This is a genomic window from Marinomonas gallaica, from assembly GCF_001639745.1.
GTDB classification, from domain to species: domain Bacteria; phylum Pseudomonadota; class Gammaproteobacteria; order Pseudomonadales; family Marinomonadaceae; genus Marinomonas; species Marinomonas gallaica.
In genome coordinates this window covers 1-12,686 of record NZ_LTAX01000033.1, presented here as the reverse complement: position 1 = coordinate 12,686, position 12,686 = coordinate 1, and the positions used below count along the sequence as shown (strand labels likewise).

Annotated in this window: 15 protein-coding genes; 7 read left to right on the top strand and 8 right to left on the bottom strand. The window is 44.5% G+C overall.

From position 1 onward, the window contains the following. Window positions 1-200: 200 nt before the first annotated feature. The gene (argF, locus tag AYW76_RS17985) at window positions 201-1,106 is read left to right on the top strand and encodes an ornithine carbamoyltransferase (RefSeq protein WP_067030661.1); all 906 of its coding nucleotides are present in this window, start codon (window positions 201-203) and stop codon (window positions 1,104-1,106) included. A gap of 92 nt (window positions 1,107-1,198) precedes the next feature. Continuing rightward, window positions 1,199-2,125, top strand: coding sequence for a LysR family transcriptional regulator (locus AYW76_RS17980; RefSeq protein ID WP_269448114.1), 927 nt, complete (start codon window positions 1,199-1,201; stop codon window positions 2,123-2,125). 25 nt (window positions 2,126-2,150) lie between these two features. On the opposite strand, the gene AYW76_RS17975 is transcribed toward AYW76_RS17980, so the two are convergent. From AYW76_RS17975 to AYW76_RS17950, 6 genes are all read right to left on the bottom strand, one after another. Then, window positions 2,151-3,638 carry an ATP-binding protein gene (locus AYW76_RS17975; protein ID WP_067223804.1) on the bottom strand — a complete coding sequence of 496 codons (1,488 nt, stop codon included), beginning with the start codon at window positions 3,636-3,638 and terminating at the stop codon, window positions 2,151-2,153. 5 nt (window positions 3,639-3,643) lie between these two features. Then, complete coding sequence (locus tag AYW76_RS17970; RefSeq protein ID WP_067030664.1) at window positions 3,644-4,363, bottom strand: response regulator; 720 nt, start codon at window positions 4,361-4,363, stop codon at window positions 3,644-3,646. Between the two features lie 42 nt (window positions 4,364-4,405). Then, on the bottom strand, window positions 4,406-4,867 hold the full coding sequence (locus tag AYW76_RS17965) for a DUF1499 domain-containing protein (RefSeq protein WP_082866304.1): 462 nt from the start codon (window positions 4,865-4,867) through the stop codon (window positions 4,406-4,408). 16 nt (window positions 4,868-4,883) lie between these two features. Further along, the gene (gene rluB, locus AYW76_RS17960; RefSeq protein ID WP_067030670.1) at window positions 4,884-5,801 is read right to left on the bottom strand and encodes a 23S rRNA pseudouridine(2605) synthase RluB; all 918 of its coding nucleotides are present in this window, start codon (window positions 5,799-5,801) and stop codon (window positions 4,884-4,886) included. Between the two features lie 139 nt (window positions 5,802-5,940). Continuing rightward, window positions 5,941-6,561 carry an L-threonylcarbamoyladenylate synthase gene (locus AYW76_RS17955; protein ID WP_067030673.1) on the bottom strand — a complete coding sequence of 207 codons (621 nt, stop codon included), beginning with the start codon at window positions 6,559-6,561 and terminating at the stop codon, window positions 5,941-5,943. 65 nt (window positions 6,562-6,626) lie between these two features. Continuing rightward, window positions 6,627-7,472 (bottom strand): PHP domain-containing protein, encoded by an 846-nt coding sequence (locus AYW76_RS17950; protein ID WP_067223798.1) that lies wholly within the window; start codon window positions 7,470-7,472, stop codon window positions 6,627-6,629. 66 nt (window positions 7,473-7,538) lie between these two features. Between AYW76_RS17950 and AYW76_RS17945 the strand changes: the two genes are divergently transcribed. Together AYW76_RS17945 and AYW76_RS17940 are read left to right on the top strand one after the other, a co-directional pair. Continuing rightward, a complete protein-coding gene (locus AYW76_RS17945) occupies window positions 7,539-8,075 on the top strand; it encodes a septation protein A (protein ID WP_067030679.1) in 537 nt (178 codons plus the stop codon). Between the two features lie 4 nt (window positions 8,076-8,079). After that, on the top strand, window positions 8,080-8,376 hold the full coding sequence (locus tag AYW76_RS17940; protein ID WP_067223795.1) for a YciI family protein: 297 nt from the start codon (window positions 8,080-8,082) through the stop codon (window positions 8,374-8,376). 63 nt (window positions 8,377-8,439) lie between these two features. Here AYW76_RS17940 and AYW76_RS17935 read toward each other — a convergent pair whose 3' ends face one another. Continuing rightward, on the bottom strand, window positions 8,440-8,727 hold the full coding sequence (locus tag AYW76_RS17935; RefSeq protein WP_067030685.1) for a SelT/SelW/SelH family protein: 288 nt from the start codon (window positions 8,725-8,727) through the stop codon (window positions 8,440-8,442). Between the two features lie 87 nt (window positions 8,728-8,814). Between AYW76_RS17935 and AYW76_RS17930 the strand changes: the two genes are divergently transcribed. Together AYW76_RS17930 and mnmC are read left to right on the top strand one after the other, a co-directional pair. Next, on the top strand, window positions 8,815-9,366 hold the full coding sequence (locus tag AYW76_RS17930) for a peptidylprolyl isomerase (RefSeq protein ID WP_067030688.1): 552 nt from the start codon (window positions 8,815-8,817) through the stop codon (window positions 9,364-9,366). After that, complete coding sequence (mnmC, locus tag AYW76_RS17925) at window positions 9,356-11,302, top strand: bifunctional tRNA (5-methylaminomethyl-2-thiouridine)(34)-methyltransferase MnmD/FAD-dependent 5-carboxymethylaminomethyl-2-thiouridine(34) oxidoreductase MnmC (RefSeq protein WP_067223793.1); 1,947 nt, start codon at window positions 9,356-9,358, stop codon at window positions 11,300-11,302. Before AYW76_RS17930 ends, mnmC begins: the two co-directional genes overlap by 11 nt. An 18-nt stretch (window positions 11,303-11,320) precedes the next feature. Here the strand turns inward: mnmC and AYW76_RS17920 are convergent, their stop codons facing one another. Next, window positions 11,321-11,650 carry a hypothetical protein gene (locus AYW76_RS17920; protein ID WP_067030694.1) on the bottom strand — a complete coding sequence of 110 codons (330 nt, stop codon included), beginning with the start codon at window positions 11,648-11,650 and terminating at the stop codon, window positions 11,321-11,323. Between the two features lie 116 nt (window positions 11,651-11,766). Here AYW76_RS17920 and cysE point away from each other — a divergent pair, with 116 nt between their 5' ends. Continuing rightward, complete coding sequence (gene cysE / locus AYW76_RS17915) at window positions 11,767-12,573, top strand: serine O-acetyltransferase (protein ID WP_139084472.1); 807 nt, start codon at window positions 11,767-11,769, stop codon at window positions 12,571-12,573. Window positions 12,574-12,686: the final 113 nt, after the last annotated feature.

Here is a 12,686-nt window from a genome sequence, read left to right as displayed (position 1 = left end):
ATCGCTAACCTCACTTATCTGTCGCTATGATCTGCGACTTTGTAATTAGATGCATTTGCAGTGAAGTATGGGGATGTTTACTTTTTTTACAACCCTATTTATAGCAAAAGCTTTGATAAAAGCCCCTTTACTCCACGCGATCAGTGTATTAAATTGGCGGATTCCCTAATTATTGGTTGAATTTTGACAGGAGCAACGTCGTGTCGCCGAGACATTTTTTGACTCTAAAAGACTTGTCGTCTGAAGAGCTAAAGCAACTACTTTCACGTGCCATAGAACTTAAAAAGATGCACCATGAAGGTACGCAATACCAACCTTTGAAGAACAAGGTTCTAGCGATGATTTTTGAAAAATCATCGACGCGAACCCGAGTCTCTTTTGAAGCCGGTATGGCGCAGTTTGGCGGGCATGCTTTGTTCTTATCGCCACGAGATACCCAACTTGGTCGTGGTGAGCCAGTTGAAGACAGCGCACGCGTTATTTCAAGTATGGTTGATGCAATCATGATCCGTACTTTTGATCACGCTATGGTAGAAACTTTTGCTGCAAACTCTCGAGTCCCTGTCATCAATGCATTGACTGACGATTACCACCCCTGTCAGCTCTTAGCAGATATGCAAACTTACTTAGAGCATCGAGGCTCCATTGAAGGTAAGAAGGTTGTCTGGGTTGGCGATGGCAATAACATGTGTCATTCCTACATGAACGCAGCCGATTTGCTTGGCTTCCAGTTAGTCGTTGCGTGCCCTAAAGGCTACGAGCCAAACGAACAAATACTGACTGAAAATAAACACTGCGTCTCGGTGACGAATATCGTGCAAGATGCCGTACAAGACGCTGACTTAGTGGTAACAGACGTGTTTGCGTCAATGGGGCAAGAAGACGAACAAGAACAACGTATGCGTGATTTTGACGGCTTCCAAGTCAATCAAGAACTTATGGCCTTGGCTAAGTCAGATGCCCTGTTTATGCACTGCTTACCAGCCCATCGTGGCGAAGAAGTAACCACCGAAGTCATTGACCATCCTGACTCAGTTGTTTGGGATGAAGCGGAAAACCGCCTGCACGCTCAGAAAGCTCTACTTGAATTTTTGATCCGTAACTAAGACAATCTCGTAAGGCTCGTGGTTAGAAAGATCTGACACGAGCCTTTTTTATACGTTACAAGCTGAATAAAACTCAAAAACTCGAGATTACTATGAGCATTATTGAAGTTAGGCATCTAAAAACTCTGACAGCATTAAGAGAAACCGGAAGCCTTGTAGAAGCGGCTGAACGCGTACATCTGACACAGTCTGCCCTGTCTCACCAACTTAAAGACCTAGAAGAAAAACTAGGCTGCCCCCTATTCATCCGTAAAACCAAGCCTGTGCGATTCACTAGCGCTGGCTTACGCTTATTACAACTCGCAGATGATGTGCTGTTAGCCTTTCGATCTGCACAACGTGATATTCAACGTTTCGCCGAAGGTGAAAGTGGTCGTTTGCACATCGCAATCGAGTGTCATAGCTGCTATGAATGGCTGATGCCCACGATTGATCATTTCCGTGAACATTGGCCAGATGTTGAATTAGATCTATCTACTGCCTTTAGCTTTATGCCGCTACCCGCTTTGGCGCGCGGCGATTTAGATCTAGTTGTGACATCCGATCCTCAAGAACTGCCCAATATTGAATACATCCCATTATTTCAATACGAGTCTCAGGTGGCTTTGTCACGACACCACCCTTTGGCAAAGAAAGAGTTCTTGGTGCCAGAAGACTTTAAAAATGAAACGCTGATTACTTACCCTGTAGAATCGGAGCGTCTAGACATTTTTAAGCACTTCTTAACGCCTGCCGGAGTAGCGCCCGCAAAAATACGCCACAGCGAACTGACATTAATGATGATGCAATTGGTGGCAAGTGGTCGAGGGGTGTGCTGTTTGCCCAATTGGGCTTTAACGGAGTACACAAACAGGCAATATGCGATCACTAAGTCTCTAGGGGAAGAAGGCGTTTGGTGTAAACTGTATCTGGCGATACGCAAGGATCAGCGCGAAAATGCCTATATGGATGACTTAATAACGACCGCATCTAAAACGTGTTTCAAAAATCTTCGTGGTATTTTATCACCCGATCTATAAAGGCAAGCAACACACCCAGCCAGACCTAACTTAAACTATTTTGGTGCTGGCTGCGTGACCAAATCAGACTGAACTTAGCACCGCCTAGCGTTTCCGACTCCTCAACTAACACGGCGCCACCATGCCAGAAGGCGATACGCTGAACGATTGCTAAACCTAAGCCATAGCCACCGGATGCACGAGTACGGGAATTATCCAATCGTTGAAACGGAATAAAAACCTTATCTCGATCTTCAACAGGAATCCCAGGGCCATCGTCTTCAATATCAACCTGCCAACGTTCAGTATCTTCCGTAAAAGTAATCGCTATACTTGAATTCGCATATTTCGATGCGTTTAAGATTAAGTTTTGTAACGCTCGGTGTAAATGATGAGAATCTGCATTGACGATGTCATCGCCAATCACGTTTACATTGACATCAAGTTTTTGTAGCAATGCTTGGTTGTGATCAACAATACCTTCTAGAATTTGCTTGATACTGATCTTTTCAAAGTTCAGTGCTAACGTACCCTCTTCAAGCTTGCCATACGTTAAAACTTCATCAACCAATGTATTAAGCTCTTCTACATCAAATTCTAGCGCACTGATAGATTGCTCAAGTTGATCATCTACATCGTCCTTGAGAACCTCCAAGCCAAAGCGCAATCGCGCTATAGGCGTTCTGAGCTCATGGGAAATAGCATTAATCATCTCGCGCTGAACTTTAAGCAACCGCTGAATATGCGTTGACATAGAATCAAAAGAGTACGCCAATTCTTTAAGCGTCCCAGAACTGTCGACAACACCTTGGGGCAGCGTACCGCGCCCGCGTGCAATCTGGCGCATCACCGTTTCAAAATGGGCTCGTTTACGATCTAGATGCAAAAACTCAATCCACACTATCACCAATAAAGCCGCAATAGATGCGACAATCAGTAATAGCACGGCAAAACTTAACGGTATGGTTTCAGCTTCTTCAATGGCAATGCGCCAGCGCGTTTCACTTTCTGGAGGTTGCCATAAAACACCGAGTTCAGAACCCACTTCAAATTCAATAGATGTTGGCATCCAGACAGACTCAGAAGTTTGCTCAAGCTTAATGCCTGAAAGGCTTCTTAAAATGGTCAGTTTATCAGTCACCGAAAGCGAAGACATCGCCAGAAAGTCACGAAGAATATACAGCAATGGATACGTACGGGAGTCTTGTAAAACGCCAGTTATTAACGTGTTGTTACTACTGAAGGTGACTTGAGTTAAATCATCGTGAGTGAAAGAAATATTCAGGTTTGTGCTTACATGGGGAGACACTTCGGATTGCCATAAAAATGCTGAGCGCTCATTAATTTGCTCAATTGTCAGTAAGCTTTGATCAAACAGTTGTGCAGATAACTCTGCGTCTAGCAGTAAGAAGTGCTCTTGCTGATGCTCATGATAACGGTGTTCAAGCCACTCAATAACGCCGTAACAAAGAAGCGATATTATGATGCCTCCGATCAAAATATGTCGATAGAGACGCCACATATCGCTTCGCATAACGCTTATACCTCTTTAACGAATAGGTAGCCTTTACTACGAATCGTTTTAATTCGACGCGGGTGAATTGGATCATCACCAATTTTCGAGCGGATACGGGAAATACGTACGTCGACAGAACGATCCTGACCATCGTACTCAATACCACGAAGCTCACTGAAAATTTCTTCACGGCTCAAAATTCGACCAGCGTTACTAGCAAGTAGCCATAACAGGTCAAACTCAGCACTCGTTAACTCTATCTCTTCGCCTTCTCGCCATGCTTCACGTCGAGAGTTATCGATCACTAGCCTACCAAATTCTAAGGTTTGCTCAACGTCAGAGCTCCCAGCTGACAAGTCAATGTCTTGCGTACTACGACGTAATAACGATTGTACTCGAGCCAGTAAAACGCGTGGCTTAGCAGGCTTTGACACATAATCGTCTGCACCAATTTCTAAGCCAAGTATTTGATCAACATCGTCACTGCGTGCTGTCAACATTAGGATTGGACCGTGGTACTCGTTGCGAACACTACGACATACAGTAAAACCATCGGCACCTGGAAGCATTAAGTCAAGAATGACCAAAGAAGGTTGTTCATCAACGATACGAGCGATGGCATTTCGACCATCAGGCTCTACATCTACATTGAAGCCATTCTTTTGTAGATATTCTTGGGTAAGCGTAGCAAGGCGCTCATCATCTTCAACAATCAAAATTGATTGGGGTTCATTCGCGCTCATAGTCTATCCTCGTCCATTTGATATTAAATAAAGCCTTCTAGATCAATCTACTAAAAGATCTCGAATTTGTCTAACACGTTCACGATTAACATTTAGGTCATCATAACCAACGCGTGAAGCTGATCGTATGTGCATAACACTATCTGCTTCAGGAAAATACACTTCAAGGTCATCTTTGAAACCAAAGAAATCACTAGAGACCTCAAAGTGTGAATAACCAAGACGACTCTCAATCAAACGCGCACTACCATCTTCTAACAACGATTTCTCAATCGTAAGCTGGGCATCTTTGACATTTGAACGGTAAATAATTGGCTCAACAAAATGTTGAGCATCATCTACTGAGGCTTGAGAAGAAACACAATTGGGCATGTCTGGGCATGGCGCTAACAGTCCGTCATTAACCCCCAAGTTTTCGGGTACTCCATTGTTCATGTCTACATAAACAAAAAATCCGATTAGCATTGCAATGACAACGACTAAAATCCATCGCACCATGCTCATAACATCCTACCTTCTTTTATCTAAACGACCGCTGCCCTGGGCGACGCGGTTTAAATTCTGGCTGCTTTTTCTCAGAAGCTTGCCAATCAAAGCCTTTATCTCGAGCTTTGGCTTTAGCAACACTTCCCGTAACACGAGCACCACTTTGACGACGACGATCGTGTTTCTCTTGCTGACTCTTAAGACCCGTAAGCTTATGTTCTAAGCCAACGATTTCGCATAATGCGCTGACATCAGTTTCGTCCATTTCTACCCAACGACCTACTTTTGCTTTCGAGGGTAAGAAAACAGGGCCAAAGCGAACGCGTTTCAAGCGGTTTACCTTAACACCTTGCGATTCCCATAGACGGCGCACTTCACGGTTACGGCCTTCCATTAAACAAACATAGAACCAATGGTTAATACCTTCACCACCGCCATCTACGACGTCGGTAAACTGAGCTATACCATCTTCAAGCAAGACCCCCTTCTTAAGGTTGGAGATATGCTCTTCCGTTACCGTTCCCATCACTCGAACCAAATACTCGCGATCGACTTCGGTCGATGGGTGCATCAAGCGATTAGCCAATTCGCCATCGGTCGTGAACAACAACAAACCAGAGGTATTGATGTCTAGACGGCCTACGGCAATCCAACGGCTACCGCGTAACTTCGGCAACCGATCGAAAACAGTTGGGCGACCTTCAGGGTCTTTACGCGTACATACTTCACCTTCAGGCTTGTTGTAAATAATGACACGGCGATCAACATCACTTGACGCGCTGGTCTTTACTTCAAAGCCATTCAGCTCAATAGTATCAGTAGGGCGAACACGGTCACCGAGTTTTGCAACAGTGCCATTGACAGTCACTCGACCTTCGCGAATACGGTTTTCCATTTCACGACGAGATCCTGTACCTGCCCTCGCCAACACTTTCTGTAATTTTTCGTCCATTACGACCTCTTTCGGGAATGCTTCGCAGCAACCCTTTTATGTTGAATTCTTAAATGCGCCAAGGCTTTTAGTGCTTGACAAACGCTACTTGCATTATAGTCACATCAAGTCTCAGTTGATAGCATGCAAACAACTGTTTTTACTCAAATGGTGTAGGGTCACCTGCACCGACTCGAAGCACTTCAACAGCCTCGGTAATCATCGCAATGACCGTGGTTGGCTGCATACCGCAGAAGCCACCGTCGATCACTAGATCTAACTGATGCTGTAGCGTGTCACGAATATCATAAGGATCCATCATAGGATCCGTTTCACCAGGAAGAATCAAGGATGCACTCATTATCGGCTCACCCAATTCTTCCAATAAAGCCTGAACGATTTTATTGTCTGGCACACGAATGCCAATCGTTTTACGTTTAGGGTGCATTAAGCGACGAGGCACTTCTGACGTCGCGTTAAAGATAAACGTGTATGGACCAGGTGTATGGTGCTTTAGCAGTCGATATAACGAATTATCAAAACGCGCGTATGTCGATATTTCAGATAAATCTCGACAAACCAACGTGAAATTATGCTTATCGTCTAAACGGCGAATTGTACGAATTTTCTCTAATGCGGCTTTATCACCAATATGACAACCTAGGGAATAGCCGCAATCGGTTGGATAGGCAATCACACCACCTTCACGAATGACTTGCGCGGCCTGTTTAACTAAGCGCGCCTGAGGGTTTTCTGGGTGAATCTGAAAAAATTGACTCAAGATACTTTCTCCATTTCTCCTCTTGTAGAGGCTTACTCATCAAAACATGGTAAAACTTGGTAAGCCTACCACTGATACCAAAGGGGGTTTACTTCTTGCTCATGTACTTGAGTATAGCGTCCAACTTGAGTCCATGGGCCAAAAGGACCATGAAAATCACTGCCGACCGATGCTTTAAACTCAAACTCACGCGAGAGCCGCTCTAAAAAACGAACATAATCGGGGCGTTCATTACCGGATGCAATTTCAATGCTTGTGCCCCCAAAGGCTTTAAAATCTTTCATAACGGCCTTAAGCTTCGTGACCGTCAAGGGGTATCGCTTGGGATGAGCAAGTACTAGCTCACACCCCGTTTCAGCTAAATCAGGAATAATGTCTTCTAGCTGGGGCCACACATCGCGAATTTGACCGAGCTTTTTATTGCCTAAATAATGGTCAAACGCTTTATTCATGTCTTTTACTAACCCTTCTCGCACCATCACTTTGGCAAAGTGAGGACGGCCTAGCTGACTTTCGCCAGCCTCTTCAATCGCTTTATCAAACAGGTCCGGTAACCCTTTTTTACGAAGCAAATCGGCGATCTGTCGACCACGCTCTAACCTGACTTTTTGATTGCGCAACGTCCAAGCTGCGATGCGCTCACATTGCTCATCAAAACCAAGCGCCACCATATGCAACGGAATTTTTTTCCACGACACAGATAATTCACAGCCATTAATTAATCTCATGCCCACTGAATCTGCGACCTGTCGTGCCTCAACTAAACCAGCAATAGTGTCATGATCTGTTAAAGCGAGCATTTTTACATTTTCTTGATGGGCTAAATTGACGAGCTCCGTCGGCGTCAGCTTGCCATCCGAGGTAGTAGAATGAGTATGTAAGTCTACTCGTTGATAGGCTTGATCAGACATTAAAGGGGTATTCTTTCCGGCAGTTGCTAGGTATTATCGTTCGAGCATACATAAACTGGCTTGACTATGAAATTACTATTCGACTTTTTACCGATTCTTGTATTTTTCTTGGTATACAAATCGACCGACGACATTATCCTCGCGACCGCAGTACTGATACCAGCAACGCTTATTCAAGTAGGCTTTACTTGGTTTAAGAACCGACAAGTAGAAAAGATGCACATCATTTCCTTAGCACTCGTTGTGTTATTAGGGGGTGCGACAGTGCTACTTGGCGATGGCGACTTTATTAAATGGAAGCCAACTATTGTTAACTGGCTCTTTGCAATCGCATTTTTTGGCAGCCAATTTATTGGTCAACGAAACATCATTGAGCGCATGATGGGCGATAAAATTGAGCTGCCTCATAAAACGTGGCGTACATTAAACCTAGCATGGGTTGGCTTTTTCATCCTATCTGGGTCAGTCAACTTGTACGTTGCCTTTAACTTCAGTGAAGACTTCTGGGTAGACTTCAAACTGTTCGGTCTGCTTGGAATGACTATCGTCTTTATTATTCTGCAGGGAATCTACTTGTCTTCCCATTTACAAAATAAGGAATAACCGCATGCTTTATTCTATTGTTGGACACGACGTTGATAACAGCCTTGAAAGCCGCCTCTCAGCTCGCCCCGCACATTTAGAGCGATTACAAGCGCTCCGAGATCAAGGCCGTTTAGTGCTTGCCGGGCCCAATCCAGCGATTGACTCCAATGACCCAGGTAATGCTGGCTTCTCGGGCAGTGTCGTCATTGCTCAGTTCGAGTCCTTGGAAGAAGCCAAAGCTTGGGCAAATGCTGACCCTTATGTTGCCGCAGGCGTGTACGCTAACGTTGACGTAAAACCGTTTAAGCAAGTTTTCTAGAAACGAAATTAATACCCCAAAGCGGCTTTAGCCGCTTTTTTTATATCTTCCATCGTCACAGATCTATGTCGATTTCTTCACATCCGAGTGTCCTAAATCGCGCTCAGGATCAATCACATCACGCATCCGCTGCTTTAACACCTTAGCTTCTGGAAACCCATCTTCGGTTTTACGACACCATATCTCTTCGCCATTGACTCGCACTTTGAAAATACCGCCTTGTGTTGGAATCAAGGTCACACTTTTAATATCATCGTCAAATGTCGTCAGTAATTCTTGCGATAGCCAAGCAGCGCGTAACATCCAACGACATAACGTACAATATTCAATTTCAACCACTGCAGTTCTCATGTTTAGTCCTCTAAACTCAATTTCATCTTGGCGTACCGATACGAACCCCCTAGTATTATGGGCAAATTGCTTATAAGGAAGACTCCCATGAAAAAAAGTTTATTCGCTGGCTTACTCTTAACGACCCTAAGCCTACCTAGCTTCGCTACCGAAGTGGATATCCAAACCAATCTTGGCACCATCCGCGTCGATCTGAAAGAACAGGAAGCTCCGCAAACTGTGAAAAACTTTTTACGCTATGTCGATGAAGGCTTTTACGAAGGTCTGATTTTTCATCGCGTCATCAAAGGCTTTATGGTGCAAGGCGGAGGCTTTGATAAAGACCTAGATCGTCAAACAACACATCGTGCAATCGCCTACGAAGGTGATAACGGCCTATACAATTACCGTGGCACACTTGCTATGGCTCGTACCAATGATCCAAACAGTGCAACGTCCCAATTCTTTATTAACCTAGTTGATAATGAATTCTTAAATCATGGTGCTCAAGGCCGGGCTGGGTACGCTGTATTTGGTGACGTCATTTCTGGCTTAGACGTAGTCGATGACATTGCCAAAGTACCAACGCGTACGGTTGGACCTTATCAGAACGTTCCCACCACTCCTGTGACTATTGAGAAAATTACGCGTGTTAACTAGTTATCGACTTGAACTGCCTGCCCTAAACTTCGGCGACGATGGCGTACCTCGATCTAGCACATTTGATGATGTCTATTTCGACAAGGATGCAGGCCTTGAAGAAACACGTTACGTGTTTCTTCAGCACAACCATCTCGCCTCTCGCTGGCAACCACTACAGAAACACCAGTGTTTCACGATTGCCGAAACAGGGTTTGGTACTGGTCTTAACTTCTTGTGTGCTTGGCAACAATTTCTGGAGTCAAGCAATGAAGGGTGGCTACACTTTGTCTCGGTTGAAAAGTTTCCTTTGGATAAAGACAAACTTGCCCAATCACTGGTCATGTGGCCTAGTTTAAGTCATCTTGCTGAGCTACTTTGCGAGCGTTATCCGACGCTTTGTCATGGCCTTCATATGGTTGAGTTCCCCGAATACAGAACAACTTTAACACTTTGGTTTGGTGAGGCCAGCGCTGGCTTTCAAGCGCTTAATGGTTGCGTTGATGCTTGGTTTCTAGACGGGTTCGCCCCCAGCAAAAATCCTGAAATGTGGAGTGAAGAGCTGTTTCAAAACATCCAGCGCTTGAGTCACACAGGGACAACATTCGCAACGTTTACCGCAGCAGGCATTGTCCGCCGCGGGCTTAAATCCCATGGTTTTGACGTTCAAAAAGTCAAAGGATTTGGCCACAAACGTGAAATGATGGTCGGCACGTTCGTATCAGAACAAGAATCCTACTCCGCATTAGGCAAACCTTGGTTTAATGTCCGCCACTCAACGCCCCTTTCAAAAGTATTAGTCATCGGCTCTGGGATCGCCGGCGCCACAACCGCCTCTGCGCTTGCCCATAAAGGCATAGAAGTGGATGTCTGGGAACAAGACTGTGAGATCGCTAACGGCGGGTCAGGTAATGAACAAGGTATGCTATATCCGAAGCTAAGTGCGTCGGATAAGCCTTTAAATCGTTTCTATTTAAGTGCGTATTTATTTGCTCAACGTTTTTATCAACAACAAAAAACAATCGAACCCGCTTGGCAACAGTGTGGTTTACTGCAATTGCCTAAAGACGCAACCGAACACGTCAAATTCGAAAAGATTTTAGCGGATAAACTTTATCCTGAAAGCGTGTTAGCAAACCATCCAGAAGGACTGCATTTACCGTTATCTGGCTGGGTTCGCCCTAAAGTGATGTGCGAACACCTGTTAACACATCACAAGATAACCGTATCACTGAATAAACCATTGATTAAACTTGAGCGCACCCAAAATGGTTTTATAGCAAGCAGCGAAGAAGAGCAAACACACTATTCCCACGTCGTGTTTTGTACAGCGAACCATTTAGCAGGCTTATCTGATTGGCAAACTTGGCCAACCAAACCGATTCGTGGACAAGTGACGCAATTACCAACTCATGCTTTAGCAGATAATGATCGAACCAAGGCTCGGCAATTGCAGCACGTATTGTGTGCCGATGGTTATGTATCGCCAGAGCTCGATAACCATTTAAATTTTGGCGCTACCTATGATTTAGGCAGTGAGAATACTGAAGTCTCTGCGCAAAGCCATCAGGAAAATTTACAAAAATTGCAGGCACTACTATCAATTGATACACAGAACGTACCCTTAGAAGCGTGCTCTGGTCGCGTAGGAATGCGCTGTACGGTAACAGACTACACACCAATAGTTGGGCCGGTTAGCTCACATCAAAGTCTAATTGAGCGTTACGCGCCCCTTAGAAAGAATGCTAAATGGCAAACGGACGCCAAATCCGAAGCGATCACAGGTTTATATATCAATACAGGACATGGTTCACGAGGACTAGTCAGTGCACCATTGAGTGCTCAATACATCAGCAGTTTAATTTTTGATGAAATGGCACCACTTGAACAAAGTATTATTGAAGCGTTACACCCTAATCGATTTTCCATCCGACAATTAAAAAGAGGAGAAGCCTAGGCTTCTCTTCTTATGCGATTAGATTTCAAATAAATTACAAGCATTTGGAATTAAATCGTCTAAATTACGATACGTCTTTGGTCGCAAAACAATCGACCCCATTAAGGGATGAAGGTCTCGTAACTTATCACTTAACTGTCCTACGCCAGGATTAATTGGCTCATAGGGATAGATATGATCTTGGATACTCAGCTTGTGTAGTTCATCAAGCTCGTCCTGAAGCATGGATTTCATTGCGAAAAATAAATCCTTGCTGTTTATATCATTTGTTTCCCAATATGCATCAGACAAAGCGCTATTTAGTTCGTAAAATATATGTAACGCATCAGATACGGTTTTTTGACTCATAGTGTCTCCATAAAACGAGCATTCTGTTTACATTCACCCTTGTATTGGTAGATGCTACCCCCATAACCACACTCTAGCCACGAAAAAATGCAGGTAAATTGATTTTGAGTACTACAATCCAATCTGACGTGACATCTGACAACTTGTGGCCATCGTTACAAGCTGAAGCTGAAAAACTAGCACAAGATGAACCTATTTTGGCAAGTTATTTTAATACAACAATACTTCGTCATGATTCTCTTAGTTCTGCTTTAAGTTTTTTACTGGCCAGCAAGCTTGATAGTATTTCCATTCCCGCAATGGTTTTGCGAGAGGTTTTTGAAGAAGCAATGTCCGACAACCATTCAAACATTGTCGACTGTATTAAGCAGGATATCTTATCCATCAAAGAACGTGATGCAGCCTGCGACTGCTTAACGACGCCGTTGCTTTTCTTCAAAGGTTTCCATGCACTGCAAACCTACCGCGTAGCTAACTGGCTCTGGAAACAAGGCCGGGAAAGTTTAGCGCTGTACCTTCAAGGACAAATGTCTATGGTGTTTGGGGTGGATATACACCCTGCTGCACGCATTGGCTGTGGCGTCATGCTCGACCACGCGTCAGGTTTAGTGGTCGGTGAAACCTGCGTGATTGAGGATAATGTCTCGATTCTACAATCTGTTACCTTAGGTGGTACCGGTAAAGAAACCGGTGACCGTCACCCGAAAATCCGCTCAGGCGTATTGATCGGTGCTGGTGCCAAGATTTTAGGTAACATCGAAGTGGGTGAAGGTGCGAAAGTAGGTGCCAACAGCGTGGTCTTAGACCAAGTAGAACCACATACGACTGTGGCTGGCGTCCCTGCGAAAGTGGTTGGTCGCAATAAAGAGAAAGAACCTTCCCGCGAAATGGATCACACCATCGGTGGCTGTATCAAAGAATAGCTTTTGCTTACAACATTAAAAAAGGGCCTAAATAGCTAATGCTGTTCACTTAAGCGAAACAGCATTACGAGATACTGGATACCTCGTCTTTGATTGCTTTACCATGCGGGGCC